This is a genomic window from Lacipirellula parvula (genome assembly GCF_009177095.1).
Lineage (GTDB): Bacteria > Planctomycetota > Planctomycetia > Pirellulales > Lacipirellulaceae > Lacipirellula > Lacipirellula parvula.
Window position 1 is genome coordinate 113,052 of sequence record NZ_AP021861.1, and the last position, 15,068, is coordinate 128,119.

Annotated in this window: 9 protein-coding genes; 5 read left to right on the forward strand and 4 right to left on the reverse strand. The window is 61.1% G+C overall.

Annotation, left to right across the window (positions count from 1 at the left end):
• Positions 1–198: 198 nt before the first annotated feature.
• Positions 199–777 carry a glycerol-3-phosphate responsive antiterminator gene (locus PLANPX_RS00395; RefSeq protein WP_152096814.1) on the reverse strand — a complete coding sequence of 193 codons (579 nt, stop codon included), beginning with the start codon at positions 775–777 and terminating at the stop codon, positions 199–201.
• Between the two features lie 251 nt (positions 778–1,028).
• On the opposite strand from PLANPX_RS00395, the gene PLANPX_RS00400 reads away from it, so the two are divergent.
• The 5 genes from PLANPX_RS00400 to PLANPX_RS00420 all read left to right on the forward strand — a co-directional run bounded on the left by PLANPX_RS00400 (position 1,029) and on the right by PLANPX_RS00420 (position 9,574).
• Positions 1,029–2,582, forward strand: coding sequence for a glycerol-3-phosphate dehydrogenase/oxidase (locus PLANPX_RS00400; protein WP_152096815.1), 1,554 nt, complete (start codon positions 1,029–1,031; stop codon positions 2,580–2,582).
• A gap of 440 nt (positions 2,583–3,022) precedes the next feature.
• Positions 3,023–5,488: a dockerin type I domain-containing protein gene (locus tag PLANPX_RS00405; protein WP_172991764.1), complete on the forward strand. Its 2,466-nt coding sequence runs from the start codon at positions 3,023–3,025 to the stop codon at positions 5,486–5,488.
• Between the two features lie 119 nt (positions 5,489–5,607).
• A complete protein-coding gene (locus PLANPX_RS00410) occupies positions 5,608–6,618 on the forward strand; it encodes a DUF1559 domain-containing protein (protein ID WP_152096817.1) in 1,011 nt (336 codons plus the stop codon).
• Positions 6,619–6,828: 210 nt separating this feature from the next.
• Entirely contained in the window at positions 6,829–8,703 is a 1,875-nt protein-coding gene (locus PLANPX_RS00415) for a lamin tail domain-containing protein (RefSeq protein WP_152096818.1), read from the forward strand.
• A gap of 10 nt (positions 8,704–8,713) precedes the next feature.
• Positions 8,714–9,574, forward strand: coding sequence for a glycerophosphodiester phosphodiesterase (locus tag PLANPX_RS00420; RefSeq protein WP_152096819.1), 861 nt, complete (start codon positions 8,714–8,716; stop codon positions 9,572–9,574).
• A 184-nt stretch (positions 9,575–9,758) separates the two neighbouring features.
• Here the strand turns inward: PLANPX_RS00420 and PLANPX_RS00425 are convergent, their stop codons facing one another.
• The 3 genes from PLANPX_RS00425 to PLANPX_RS00435 form a co-directional block, all read right to left on the reverse strand.
• Positions 9,759–11,315, reverse strand: coding sequence for a hypothetical protein (locus tag PLANPX_RS00425; protein ID WP_152096820.1), 1,557 nt, complete (start codon positions 11,313–11,315; stop codon positions 9,759–9,761).
• Positions 11,316–11,395: 80 nt separating this feature from the next.
• On the reverse strand, positions 11,396–12,967 hold the full coding sequence (locus PLANPX_RS00430; protein ID WP_152096821.1) for a PQQ-binding-like beta-propeller repeat protein: 1,572 nt from the start codon (positions 12,965–12,967) through the stop codon (positions 11,396–11,398).
• Between the two features lie 435 nt (positions 12,968–13,402).
• Positions 13,403–14,782 carry a PQQ-binding-like beta-propeller repeat protein gene (locus tag PLANPX_RS00435; protein WP_198421826.1) on the reverse strand — a complete coding sequence of 460 codons (1,380 nt, stop codon included), beginning with the start codon at positions 14,780–14,782 and terminating at the stop codon, positions 13,403–13,405.
• Between the last annotated feature and the right edge of the window lie 286 nt (positions 14,783–15,068).

Genomic DNA, 15,068 nt, shown 5'->3' on the forward strand with positions numbered 1-15,068 from the left:
GGCCCAGCGTACAACGCGGCATGCCGACCGTTTAGCTGGCGGGAGGCATGCCGTTTTTCATTGCTTGGCGCAACAAGTTGTTGCGCATTTTTCTACCCCCGGGCTCCGCACGGGGGTGGGTTTCCATTCCGGTTGGCAACGTCGCGCGATGCGGCGGCCGACCCCTGGGCGGAGCCCGGGGCTAGAGAAGATTGCTCGTTACGCGTTCAGCGCCCACAGTTCGGGGCGAGTGCTCGTCACCGAGCGGCAGCCGCTCTCGATCGCTTCTTGGACGTCGGCTTCGGTACGGCACAAACCGCCGCCAATGCGCGGCAATCCGCAGCGATTCAGGTCGCTTGCCACTTTCACCGCGGCGACGGCGGGCAGAATCTCGATCGCGTCGGCTTGCGATTTCGTCGCCACGGCAATTCCCCGATCGACGGCCCTGCTGTCGGAGAGAAATAGCCGCACAATCGACAATAGCCCTAGGCGCCGGGCCGGTTTGGCGAGGTAGTGGTGCACCGTCACGATGCCTGCGAAACGATTGAATTCGGCCAAATACTCCAGGGCTGCTTCGCTATTCTCCAGCCCTGAAATGAGATCAATGTGGGCGAAAATCGCCACTGGCGAAAGCTTTTGCTCGGCGAAGCGATCGAGCGTTCGCGGCAGGTCGGCGAGCGTCCCGCCCTGCATGATGATCATGCTGGCCTGAGAGAGAGCGTCGATGTTTTTCGACGGGTCCCAAACCACGGGGATCACCGGTTTCCGCAGGCATTTGTCGATCGTGGTTCGCGGCATGCAGAGAAAATGCTAGAGCAACGAGTGGTTCACGGAACGAGCGTGATCGTGACGCTTTGCTTGACAACCAAAGGATCGAGATTGCAACAAAGCAGCTTGACGGGAAACTTTCCTGCAAGTAATAATAGTCGAACTCGCCGGCAAAACCGACGATTAATCAAAACAACTAAAAGCATCTCGGGCCAGAGATAAAAAAAGAGAAAGGCCCCGCGGTAGCACCGCGGGGCCTTTTTTTATTGGTGTGAATAAATATGCGTTCCCCGGCTGATCAACAATCCGCACCTGACGCTCGGCTAGAGCAACTGCAACAGCAGCCGCTCGACGTGCTCATCATCGGCGGCGGCATCGTCGGATCGGGCGTCGCTCGCGACGCGGCGATGCGCGGCCTACGCACTGGGTTGGTCGAGCAGCATGACTTTGCCTCGGGCACGAGCAGTCGCTCAAGCCGTTTGCTGCACGGCGGGATTCGCTACCTGGCTCAAGGCCGCGTTAGCCTCGTGTGGGAAGCGAGTAAAGAAAAATCACTGCTCCGCGAGATCGCACCACATCTCGCCGATCCGCTGGAGTTTGTGTTCCCGACGCGGAAGGCGAATGGTTGGCCCCGCTGGAAGCTCGGCGTCGGCGTGAAGCTGTACGACCTCCTCTGCGGCGTCGGCAAGGGTGGCGGCAGCGGTTCGATGGGCGTCGCCGAAACGCTGCGGCGCGTCCCGGGTCTCAATCAAACCGAACTCACCGGCGCCGTCCGCTACCACGACGCGCTGACTAACGACTCGCGGCTCGTGCTCGACACGCTCAATTCGGCCGTGCGTCATGGCGCCATCGCCTGCAACTACGTGAAGCTCCTCGACGCGACCGCCGAAGGCGATTTGTGGCGTTGCGAGCTTGAGGATCTCCGCACTGCAACGCTGCATGTCGTGAAGGCCCGCTCGGTCGTCAACGCGACCGGCCCGTGGTCCGACCGGATGCCGAACTCCGAGACGTCGCTGCGGCTTACCAAGGGCGTTCACCTCGTGATCGACCGCTCGCGGTTGCCGGTGGATGACGCCGTCGTGCTGGCCGAGGGAAGCCGCATTTTGTTCGTGATTCCGTGGGGCGAGCGCGTGATCCTCGGCACCACCGACACCGACTACCACGGCCCGCTCGACAATCCGCCGTGTGACGACGCCGACATCGCCTACATCTTGCAGGTGGTGAACGACGGCTTCCCTGCTGCGAAGCTGACGCCGAAAGATCTCGTCAGCACCTGGTCAGGCCTCCGCCCGCTGGTGGCCGACAAGAACGGCAACCCGTCGGACATTTCGCGGCGGCACAAGATTGCAATGAGCCATGCCGGTTGGTGGGACGTCACCGGGGGCAAGCTCACGACCTACCGCTTGATGGGCGAAGAGACAGTCGACGCGATCGTGAAGTTTCTCGGCATGAAGGCGGGCCCCTGCCGAACGGCGTCGACGCCAATTGTAGAAAGCGGACACGCAGAAGCATTTAGCGGCATCCTGCCTCCGCCAGTCTCGGCGGCGGCGGTGGCCCACTACTGCCGCGTCGAGTCGGCGCGGCACTTAGACGACGTGATGATCCGCCGCAGCAGTTGGCGGCATTATCACCACAACCAAATGGAACTGGCGGCGAACGTCGCACGATGGATGGCGGCGGAATTGAAGTGGACCGACGCCGAAACGGAAACCGAACTTCAGCGCTACCGTCGACTCATCGGCGGCGTCGAGGGTGCGGCTCCCCGTATCGGCGTCGCGCCAGTGAACGGCAACGGTCACGCCGCGGCAGGAGCCGTGCGCAGCGGAGCGATTTAGGAACGTGTTTGGAAGATCGCGGGTGCATCGAGTGACGAAGCGCTGCGACGAATCACGAGAGTTGAAGGAAGCGTCAACGAGTTTACGGGACGAGACAGTAACGTTTCTTCGCATATCTATTCAGCCGTCGGCAGTTCGCTGCGTCGCAATTCGCCGGCAACGTCTTATCTGTCGGTAGTTCACTGAGGAAACGCATGATCTTCAACGGATCTTCATCCTGCTTGTCTATTACTTAAATGCTTGTTCGCCTCCTTCACGAATCAACAGTGGAGCGGCGAGTCGCCAGGCATCGAGTGGACGGCAAGGGAGGTTCGATGAGTCATGCAGAGGAAGAATCCGTCGTCGAGGAGCGCCTTCCGGAGCGCGGTTTGACGACTCGTAGGGGCACTAATCCAGCATCGGCTATTCAACGGGAACGCACATTCATGGGAGGGCTTTCGATGAAGAAGAACATTTGGCGCCGTCGGCTTGCAGCAGCGATGGCAGGCGGGGCGGTTGTTAGCGTCGCGTCAATGGCGCAGGCCATTGAAATGGCGAATGTTACTGCTGATGGAGCGGGAACGTCGAATCCCGTTGCTGTGTCGATCGCGTCGGGGCAAGGAACGCCGAACTTCTTTATTGAGTCGGGCGCGGTCACCGGCCAGTATCCGATTCGGATCGGCGCGTCAGCGACCGACGACTACACCAGCGGCGTACTACTCACCAGCGTTCGCGAGAATGGCGGACGTAGCGACGGCCTGGGCATTCCGTTCTGGCCGATTTCGAGCATCACGACCACGCCCATTCAGGGAGCCGCCGCTCCGGACGGAAAGCTGGCGCTCGTCGTCGACGCCCGCGTCGGTTCCGCCACGGTGCCTGCGAACGGAAATCTTGCCGCCGCCTATTTTCCGTTCAGCGAGGGTTGGATCGGCGGCACGACTCGCAGCACCGCCAACGGCGGCAATCCGAACGATCAGTCCGTGGTTCACGGCGTCAATCTCATTGATTTGCAAGTTGGGTTCAATAGCGTCGCCAGCGGCATTCATCGCGTGAAGATTCCGACCGTCACGGACTCCCGTCAGCAAGGCCTGCTCTTCACGAATCACGCCAAGAATGAAGACAACTACTCAGCCGTGGCTCCAGATCCCACCGGCGACGGTTGGATTGTCGCCACGACGCACGGCGGCAACGCGCTTGGTTTTGAGCCGGATCCGTACACGTTCGTGTATCTCCCGTACGGCACTCCGAATATCACGATGGCTAGCATCCACGGCGCCAGCGGGCCGAATATGCAGCCGACCGTGATGAACAAGAGCGGCTCCCCCTTCACGATCGTTCGCGAAGGCATTGGCACCTATCGGCTCTCGATTCCGGGGCAGACTCCTTCTTCGGGCACCCTGCTCACGAATACCGGTGGTCCGATTTCCGGGTCGGCGACTTCCACGACGGATAACGTGCTGACCTACCAAGCGGCGGATAACGGAACTGACTGGATCATCCAGACTCGCGACTACGGTCAAGGGACTGCCGGGAACGTCATCGAGCCTTACCTCGAGACCCCGATCGCCGAACGGTCGCAAGCGTTCCAGTTCGCCTTCATGCCGTTTGCAACTCCGCCGACGGCTCCAGGCCCGAACATCACGCCGTTGAATCTGAAAGACAAGGTCATCGGCTTCAATGTCGCGATCACGGAAGTCGATGCTTCGCAGCAAGCGGCTCCGAACAACTACGGCGTCGTGACTGAAGGAACTGCCGGATATCGTTTGGAGCATCTTCGTCAAGATCGCGGCGACAACAGCATTGCGATCAACGGCGTCTTCCCATCGAAGCAAGACGGGATCATGTTCGGAACGATTAGCCAAGGGTTCCGCGACAATACGACGCTTCCCAACAATCCTTCGGGCCAAGCCGCTTACGGCATGATTGCCGCAGCGGATGGCGGGGCCGGCTGGGAATTTGCAACGCACATCGCCGATCCCGGCGCTGTGGCTGGAGCGTTGCAGGAATTCAACGTCAATTTCTCCGCAGTCTTCTTTGGGAATGACACGCCGTTCTCGAAGGCACAAGCGCAAGCGACGACAGGGGGTTCGCTCACCGTCGCGCTGCCGGGCGTCAATTCGTTGAATGACGGAATTCTGGTCGCCCAGGTGGGGGGGAATATCGACTCTTTCGCCGTTGCCACTCCGGACGTCAACGGGGCGAACTGGACGGTGAAGACTTATTCGAACGATACGACGGCCACGACCAATCCCGTCAACTGGATCTACCTGCCCTACGAAGCCGACAACCTCGTCGCTGGACGAGTTTCCGCGAATGGAACGGTCGTCAACTCGACTGGAGTTGGCGCCGCGCCGGGGCAGTTTACGTTGACGAAAGAAGCGGGTTCAGGCTCGTACTTGCTCACCATCCCGGGTAAGACCCCAGCCGATGGCACGTTGTTGTTGACCCCGGAAGCGACCGCCGGTCTTGAGGACAATCTGCTGACCTACGAGGCAGCCGGAAATTCTTTCCGCATTTTTAGCATCGATCAGGTGACGGCGGATGAGCGCCAATTGAGCTTCATCACTCCGTCGCTTGAAGATACGAACTTCACGTTCGCATTTATCGATTACGACTTGGCCCCGACGTTGAATCCTGGCGGGAACTTCCTGGCCGCGGACTTCAATGAAGATGGCAACGTCGACGGAGCCGACCTGACTGCCTGGAAGGCGGGCTTCGGAACCGGAACGACGAAGGCGCAAGGCGACGCGAATGAAGACGGCAAAGTGGATGGCGCCGACTTCTTGACTTGGCAGCATCAGTTCGGCCAAACCCCGGCGGTTGCGGCGGCGGGGTCCGTCGCCGCTGCGGTCCCGGAGCCGTCGAGCCTGTTGCTGATTGGCGTTGCCGCAGCGGTTGGCTTGGGCGCTGTTCGCCGTCGGTCGTAACGTAAGAGTGAAGCGATTTGGAAGCATCGCCGTGGCGCCGGGCAGCGCGCCACGGCGGTCTTCCTCAAAATTAACGGCCTCGATTTCTAAGAAGCGCGGGTGGGAAAGGTTTGCGAAACATGAATGGATCTAACTCGGCCGGAACTGCGGAACAGCGGCGTGGATTTACGCTCGTAGAGCTGTTGGTCGTCATCGCAATCATCGGGGTGCTGGTAGCGTTGTTGCTGCCCGCAGTCCAGGCGGCGCGCGAAGCAGCCAGGCGGACGCAATGCATCAGCAATATGAAGCAATTGGGATTGGCTGTTCTGAACTACGAAAGTGCGAAGACGACTTTACCTCCGGCGATGACTCGAGTGCCGGATCAACACATTTTCGCGTTCATGCTTCCCTATATGGAGCAAGGGGCCCTGTTTTCGCAATGGGATCTCGAGAAGAATTGGTCTGATCCGCCAACTTCAGCGAAGCCGGTTACCAATCTGACGTTGTCTCGAACCCCGATAACGCTGCTTCAATGTCCGTCGACTCCTGGCGCGGGAGATCGTCGGCTACCGAATGCCACGGACTACGCTGTCTGCTCGCGTTACGTTGAGGGCGCAAACTCCACTAAAGCGCGGTTGATAGCCGCCGGTAGGATCAGAGATCGTGGGGAATTGACGCGAGTTACCGGCTGGATTGAGCAGGAAAGCGGTGCTAAGGAACAATTTACCGGTACTTTTTGGCACAGCATGCTTGGGCAAACGTTGATTTCGCCGACTTCAGCTGGTCGTCCTGTTTCGGCTCCTAATAAGTTGAAAGATGTCACTGATGGCCTTTCGAACTCGTTCATGTTCTTCGAACAGGCAGGCATCCCCGATTACTACGAGCACAATGGCGTACTGGTGTCTGAGAAGAGCGCGCAAAGCACGGGCTGGGCCGACGAGAAAACCGGATTTGATTGGGGGCATGACCTCGAAAAGTGCGGGTTTATCCCCTTTAACTGCCATAACGGCGACGAGATTTACAGCTTTCATCAGGGAAGCTCGATCTTCACGATGGGCGACGCTTCGGTGAAGGTTCTCCAAGAAACGATTGATCTTGACGCCTTCACCTCGTTGTTCACTCGCAATGGCGAAGACACTGTTGTGGAATAGCGCTCGAACTGAACGGGGGGCGATAGGAGAATCGCTCATGAGCTGTTTGGGCTGCAGGCAGCATACTCGCTCATTGACGCGACTGCGCGTGAGAGGGCGCCCCCTTGATGCGCTCGTTGAGACCACAGACGATCGCTCAACGTCTCTCCGCCATAGCTCATGCGTTACGATTCTTAGAGTTTCCAAAATTTATTTTCCTTGCAGCCATTGATGTTGATCGCAAAAAAGAATTTCCTGCTGGCTGGATTGATGCTGTTCGGTCTTGCGCGAGTCGATGCATCGATCATTGTTTCAGAGATCATGTTCAATCCGCAGGGAACAGATTTGGATGCGACGGCCGTTCCTCCGTACAACCGCGAGTGGGTGGAACTGTACAACAACGGTTCGACCACCATTGATCTGAGTGGTTGGCAGTTTGGGGACTCGCAGGACAACGACTGGGCGACTCCATTTCCAGTGGGCACGACGCTTGGCGCCGGCCAAGCGTTGGTCGTGACCGGCGACGCGGCGAGTTTTGACGCGCACTGGGGAACCGGCATCAACCGCATTCAGGTCGGCTCGTTTCCGAATCTTGCCAACACGATTGGCACGAATGAGGGGGCGGGCATTCGCGACCAGCAAGGAGCCATTCAAGATAGAGTGAGGTATCAGGAGCTAGGCTGGCCGACGGCAAACGGCTCGGACGGCAACAGCATCTATCTGCTGCCCGGCGCGCTGACTCTGACCGCGAACGACCTTGCTTCCAATTGGCGGCCTTCCTCGCAAGGCGTGTATGGCGCCAAGTTCCGCAGCGCGGCGGGGCAAGAGAATCACGGCTCGCCGGGCTTCGTCGCCACTGTGCCGCAGACTCCTTTCGCCCCGGATCCGAACGCCGCATGGTCGATGGTGGTGATGCCCGATACGCAGAACTACTCGAAAAGCACGCGCGACTTGCCGATCTTCTCGCAACTCACCAACTGGATCAAAGACAATAAGGAAGAGTACAAGATTCAGGTCGTGCTGCAGGAAGGCGATATCGTCAACCAGAACAGCCAGGTCGAACCGACCAGCGGCGACCAATCGGCCGACCAGCAGTGGGTCAACGCCAAGGCGGCGATGAGCATTCTCAACGGCCAGTTGCCGTACATCATGGCGGCGGGCAATCATGATCTGGGGACGACGAGCGCTCAGAATCGCAACACGCAGTTCAATACTTACTTCAAAGCGTCGGACAATCCGCTCGTCGATCCGGCTCAAGGGGGCATCTTGAAGGGGTATCAGGTTCCTGGCGAGTTGCAGAACGCTTACTTTGAGCTGCACGCTCCCGACGGTCGCGACCTGCTGATCTTCTCGCTTGAGTTCTGGCCGCGGCAATCGACGATTAGCTGGGCGAATCAAATTGCAGGACTCCCCAAGTACGCCGACTACACGGCCGTGCTGCTGACGCATTCGTACCTCAACCCGAACAACACCCGCGCGAATGATACTCCCGACGGCTATCCCGTGGGGACTGATGGCAACGACGGCGAGGAGATGTGGAACGAGTTGGTGAAGCTCCATCCCAACTTCGAGATGACGCTGAACGGCCACGTCGGCGGCGACGGCGTCGGCTATTTGAAGAGCACCGCGACGCAAGGCAACGTCGTGAATCAAATGGTGTTCAACTCGCAGTTCGAAACCAACGGCGGCAACGGGTGGATTCGCGTGCTGGAGTTTCTCAACGACGGCAAGACGGTCCATGTGCGGACCTATTCGCCGTTCTTGGGCCTCTACCGTACCGATGCGGCGAACGACTTTACCTTCACGCTCTCGCAGTTGCCGATGTTCGCGGCCGCTGATTTCAATCGCGACGGCTTCGTCGATGGTTCCGATCTGGCTCTATGGAAATCGAACTTTGGCGCCACGGGCACGGCGACTGTGCAGATGGGCGATGCCAACGGCGACGGGGCCGTTGATGGAGCCGATTTCTTGATTTGGCAACGCGACGTCGCCGGCGCGGCGACGGCTGTACAAGCGGCTGTGCCGGAGCCTTCGGCTCTCATGCTCATGCTGTTATCATTAGTTGCGCTGCGTTTGCGCGGTCCGCGCGTGTTAGTCTTGGTTTGAAGGAGAAGTGATGGCGGTTCGTTTCACGCTTGCGCTTGGCTTGGGCATCCTGTCGGCTTTGGCCGGATCTGTTGGAGTCGTGCACGCGCAGAACATCGTGGCTCACCGCGGCGCGTCGTTCGATGCGCCCGAGAACACGGTCGCGTCGATGAAGCTGGCGTTCGAACAAGGCGCTGATGGCGTCGAGGCTGACTTCTACCTCTCTTCCGATGGCGAGATCGTTTGCATTCACGACGCCGACACCAAGCGGACGGCCGGCGTGAAGCACGTCATCGTGAAGACGCCGCTGGCTGAGTTGCGTAAGCTCGACGTTGGCGCCTGGAAAAATGAAAAGTACCGCGGCGAAAAGATTCCGACCTTCGCCGAGATCGCCGAGACGATCCCTGCCGTGAAGAAGTTTATCATCGAACTGAAGACGGGCCCGGAGATCGTCGCTCCGCTGAAGGAGGCGCTCGCGAAGACTAAGCTGAAGGACGATCAGATTCTCATCATCTGCTTCAACGAGAAGACGGTCGCCGAATGTAAGAAGCTACTACCGAATTTGAAGTGTCACTGGCTCACCGGCTACAAGCAGAACGAGAAGACGGGCGAGTGGACGCCGACGCTCGACGAGGTCGTCGCGACGCTCGAGCGGAGCAAGGCTGACGGCCTGGGCACGCAGGGGGACATGAAGCACGTCGACGCGGAGTTCATCAAGGAGCTCTGCGACGAGGGGCACTGCGAGTTCCACGTCTGGACGATCGACAATCCCAAGGTCGCCAAGTATTACCAGAAACTGAAGCCGTGGGGAATTACGACGAATAAGCCTGGTTTTATTCGCGAGCAGCTCAACGCGAAGTCGACGAAGGTTCCGGCCGCGGCGGCCAAGTGACCCTCTAGAGAAGAATAGACAGGATGACAGGATTTTTTGGATCGACAGGATTAAATGCAGATGGGGGTGATCAACATCTTGTCCTCAACCTGCTTCCGTCTTACATCCCGTAGATCCATTCAATCCTGTTATCCTGTCAATAATCCAATCGACTTAGCCTACTGTCCCGTAGGCAGCCTCGTCGTCACGCATTGAATGCGGCGCGGGTTTGTTCGACGAGGTCGTTGTCGGGCTCCGTCGCCGTGTTGAGGTTGAACGCGTTGCTCGCGAGATAACGGTCGCGCCACGCGGGCGAGACGTTGTAGTAGTCTTCGAGCACGGCCGAGCTGAATTTGTAGTCGTGCGCGTCGTTTCCCTTGAGGAACGTCAGCACGCGCGAGGCGTTGATCACTTCGTTCGCGTCGCCGGTGGCGCTGAGACGAGTGAGCATCAGCTGGGCGCCGCGGCTGCGATCCGCGCCGAGTTCGTTGAAGATCGCGTCGATCGTCGGCGGCGTTGCGGCGTCGCCCTCCCCTGCTGCGAGCTCGTCGATGCGAATCGTAGGCATTTTGTCTGGTCCGCCCATTTCATTGAGGAACATCGGCAGGAACGCGGCGTTCTGTAGTGTGAGGAGGAGCCGCGTTTCTTCGTCGCCGCTCGTTTCGTAGGCGTAGCGCAGCGCGTTGCTCGTCGTGACGGCGTGGAGCGAGGCGATGCCGGGCTGACGCATGAGCAGCTCGCCGGCGGCGAGGTGGAGGCCGTCCCAGATCGATTGGAGGGGGACGCCGGCGGTGAGTTGCTCGATGACGAGGTTGCAGGAGTCGTCGTTGTTGGCGCGGCGGATCGCGGTGAGGAGTTCTGTTGTTGCGCCGTTGTCGGTGGTTGGTTTTCCGAGGTGCGCCGGGGGCGGGGACGCCCCGGCTCGCTGGAGTTTGGCTACGCGCTCGAGATTTTTTCTGTAGGGGACGTCGGCGGCGTCTTGGCGGTCGCGGGGGCTGTCGCCTTCGTGCATGAGCAGCGCGTAGGCTAACGAGCGGAGGACTGGTTCGGAGTGGCGCCAGCCGATGCAGTTGAGCGTTCGCAGGCTGTTGGCGACGTAGATCGCTTTGTGGCCGATCGAGCGGAAGTCGCGCATGCCGTAGCGGAAAAGATGCTCGTAGGTGTCGTTCGCCCCGGCGGTGCGGGCGAGGCCGACGATCGCGGCGTCGGCGGCTGCATCGTCCCAGGCGTCCATCGCGGCGGTGAACTCGGCGGCCGCTTTGTCGGCGCCCGGCACCGCGCGCTCATCGACCGGCTCCATCACCCAATCGCCCCGCTCTTCGACGTCGCGAGCGGCGGCTACTTTGTAATAGTCGAGCGCCCAGAAGATCGGCAGCCAGCGATGTTCGTCGGGCGACGCCATGCTCGCGAGGTGAGCGGAGTTCACCACGAGCACCGAGTGGAACTTGTGCCCGACTGAAGGGCGCGGTTCGACGTTCTTCACGCCCGCGAGCAAGAGCGCGGCGAGCAGCGTTTGGTAGCTGAGGCCGCCGTTGATCCGCTTCGCGATGACTTCGAGCAGATCTTCGCGCGGCGTTTCTTCGATGAGGCGGACGATGGGCGCCACGTCGGGTTGCAGGCCGAGGGCGTGCTGCGGGAGTTGCGTTTCGGCGGCGGAGACGGGGGCGAGCCGCGCGAGGAAGTCGAGGTTGCCGAGGCCCGCGAGGGCGCCGAGCGTGGCGCCGCTGCGCAGGAAGGTGCGCCGTGAGGCTTGAGTGGGCATGGTCGTCCTCTTGTCCGCCGGTGGACGATAGTCGAGTGCCCCCGGCTTGAAGAGCCGGGGGCTAAGGGGGATGTCGCTTGTTATTCCTCGATGCAGAACAGGTGGTTTTCGCCGCGGATGAAAATTTGGTTGCCGGCGATCGCGGGCGAGGCGTCGACGGGTTCGTCAACCGTGTTCGTGGCGAGGATTTCTAGCTCGCCCGTGTTGGGGATGACCACCGTCGTGCCGTCGCGGCCGGTGAAATAGATCTTGCCGTCGGCGCCGACCGGGGAGGCGTAAACGTTCTCGACGCCGGCGAGCCGCTTCTGGTTGATGATCGGTTCGCCCGTCTTCGCTTCGAGGCACGAGAGGACGCCGTTGGTTCCCTTGGTGAAGTAGAGCTTGTCGCCGTAGATGAGCGGCGACGGCACGTAGGGGGCGCCTTGATTGGTTTTCCAAGCGACCTCGTCGGTGTCGGTGATGTCGCCCTTGGCGTCGAGCGGAATCGCGACGACCGCCGAGCCGCGATGGCCGGTCATGCAGTAGACAAGATTGTCGTAAACGACGGCGGTGGAGATGGGGTTGGTCACTTGGCCGCCGCATTCCCAAATGACGTCGCCGTTGTTGATGTCGTAGCTGCGGCTGCGGTTGGTGCCATTGAGGATGACTTGCGTCTTGCCGGCGGCCTCGACGACGAGCGGCGTCACCCAGGTGGTTGGTTCTTCGCGATCAATTCCCCACTTCACTTCGCCGGTCTTCGCATCGAGGGCGAAGAGGTGCGAATCTTTTTCGTGGTCCCACGGTACGAGCAACGTGTCGCCGTAGATCGTCGGCGACGCGCCTTCGCCGAAGCCGTTGCGAGTTTCCATGTCGCCGAGGTCGCGTTCCCAGATCTTGTTGCCGTCGAGGTCGTAACAGTAGACGCCGTGCGAGCCGAACGAGGCGTAGATGAACTTGCCGTCGGTGGCCGGCGAGCCGGAGGCGTAGGAGTTGGTGTCGTGCATCCCTTCATGCGGCGCGGCCTCGCGGGCGGTCTTTTCCCAGAGGATTTTGCCCGTAGCGCGATCGAGGCAGAGGACGTTGAATTTGTAGATGTTGCGCGGGCCGCTGTCGCGTCGGCCGAAACCGCCGAAGCCACGGCCGCCGCCCGGTCCACCGGGGCCGCCTGGCCCGCCGGGTCCGCCGCGACCGAAGCCTCGGCCGTCGCCGGGGCCGCGTTCTCCGCGCTCGCCTCGTTCACCGCGCTCGCCACCGAAGCGGCGTTCGCGGGGGGCTTCGCCTTCCGGTGGGGCTGACTGGTCGCTCAAGCGACCAGTCCCTTCGTTGGATTCGGCGGCAGGTTCTTGGGCGGCGGTTTGTTCGACGTTCTCGTCCACCTTTGGCGTTTCGGCGCCTTCAGGAAGCTTGCCGGTGTCGACGGCGGTGAGGACGTAGACGCGATCTTCCCAAACGATGGGGCTCGCGCTGCCGCGGCCGGGGATGGCCGTCTTCCACTTCACGTTCTTCTCGGCACTCCACTCCAGCGGCGGGGTCGCGTTGGGAGCGACGCCGGTCATTTCGGGGCCACGCCATTGGGGCCAGTTCTGGTTGTTGGCGGCATCGAGCGCGAGCGCCGTGGCGGCGAAGGGAGCGGCCAGGAGAACGGCGGTGAGCGGAATGAGTTTGAGTGTCATCTTGAACTCGATTTTGGAGTTAAGTTGCGTGGTTTGGGTTGCGGTGGGAATGTTGTTTTGTCGCGGATTGAATTTTGTCGTGAAACGCGTTTTCGGCGACAGAATTCTAAGTGGTTGGTTTTGTTGTGGTTGCGACTGCGCTGGTGGTGACAGAATGGCGTTGCAATTCTTGCTGATGGGTTTGGGTGATGCTTGTGTTGGGGCGACTGTTTAACTGGGTCGCTCCGGCGGCTCGTTGAGCCGCGGCTACTCGCGCATTATCTCGCGTTGCGACGCTGGAAGCTACGACCAATTTTCGGCCACCCCGCGATCGGGGGGATGAACGGTGCGACGTAGGAACAACACCGCGGGCGCGGCGAAGTTTCGTGCGGCGCGGTGGGCGAGTAACCCCGACCTAGCTAGGTCGGGGCTATTGGAGTGTCGCGGTGTGCGGGGCTACTCGGCGCCGATGCAGAAGAGGTGCTGCTCGCCGCGGATGTAGACGTCGTTGCCGACGAGCGCGGGGGAGGCGTCGACTGGTTCGCCGACGGAGTTGGTAGCTAAGATTTCCACCTTGTCGCCATCGCTGATGACGACCGTCGTGCCATCGCGGGCGGTGACGTAAATACGGCCCGCGGCGCCGACGGGTGACGCGTAAACGTCGCCGATGCCCTTGAGACGCTTCTGGTTGATGATCGGCTCGCCGGTGCGGGCGTCGAGGCACGAGAGGATGCCGGTGTTCCCCTTCACGAAGTAAAGCTTGCCGTCGTAGAGGAGCGGCGAGGGAACGAACGGGGCGCCCTTCGTCGACTTCCACGCGACGCGATCAGCGTCGGTGACGTCGCCGGTCGCGTCGAGCGGGATGGCGACGACGGCTGACTTCTGAAACCCGGTCATGCAAACGGCAAGGTCGTCGACGATGACGGTGCTCGGGATCGCGCTGCTCACTTGCCCGCCGCACTCCCACAACACTTCGCCCGTTTCCAGATCGTAGCTGCGGCTCCGCTTGTAGCCGTTGAGAATCGCTTGGGTGCGGCCGGCGGCTTCGACGACGACGGGGGTCGCCCAGCCGGTCGGTTCGTCGCGCGGCGTTTCCCACTTCACTTCGCCGGTGGCGGCGTCGAGGCCAAAGATGCGCGAGTTCTTTTCTTGGTCCCACGGGACGACGAGCGTCTCGCCGTGGATCGCGGGCGAGGCCCCTTCGCCGAAGCCTAGACGCGTCTTCATGTCGCCCAGGTCTTGCTCCCAGAGCAGCTTGCCGTCGAGGTCGTAGCAGTAGATGCCGTGGGAGCCAAAAGATGCGTAGAGTCGATTTCCATCGGTGACGGCGGAGCCGGAGGCGTAGCTGTTGGTGGCGTGCATCCCTTCGTGCGGAGCGGCCTCGCGGGCGGTGCGCTGCCAGAGGAGGTCGCCGGTGTGGCGGTCGAGGCAGATGACTTCAAACTTGTGGATGTTGGGTTCGGCGTCGGCGTCCTCGGGAGGAGCATCGGCATGCGGGGCGGCGTCTGACGCTGTAGGTTCGAGCGAGCCGCGGGGTTCATCCCCGCGGTCTTGCAGTTCAGGCTGAACGCCAGTATCGACCGCGGTGAGCAGGAAGAGCCGGTCGCCCCAGATGATGGGACTCGCGCTGCCGCGGCCGGGGATGGGCGTTTTCCATTTGATGTTTGATTCGGGCGACCATTCGAGCGGTGGGTTCGCCGTTGAAGAAAAGCCGTTGGCGTGGGGGCCGCGCCATTGGGGCCAGTGTTCGCTTGGCGGATCTTCGGCGTGCGCGGCGGCGATCATCGCGCAGTGCGCTGTGAGGAGTGCGAACGTGATGAAGAGGCGACGCGGCACGGCGGGGCGGGATTGGTCGCTGAAGCGACCAGTCCGAGGGGGCGTGGGGATCGTGAGGGCGAGCCCTTATTGTGGATGCCGAGGCGTGGCGTGGGGATCGCGGAAATGTGCGCGCGGGGCGGATGGAATTGCGCAGGACCTAATAGGGCGCCACCAATATGAATGTTGTGGCTCCCTCCCCCTTGAGGGGAGGGCTGGGGAGGGGGTGGGACGCTGGTACCCGCTGCCGCCACCCCTCCCTAACCCTCCCCCTCAAGGGGAGGGGACCTCAGAGTTGCATTTCTTC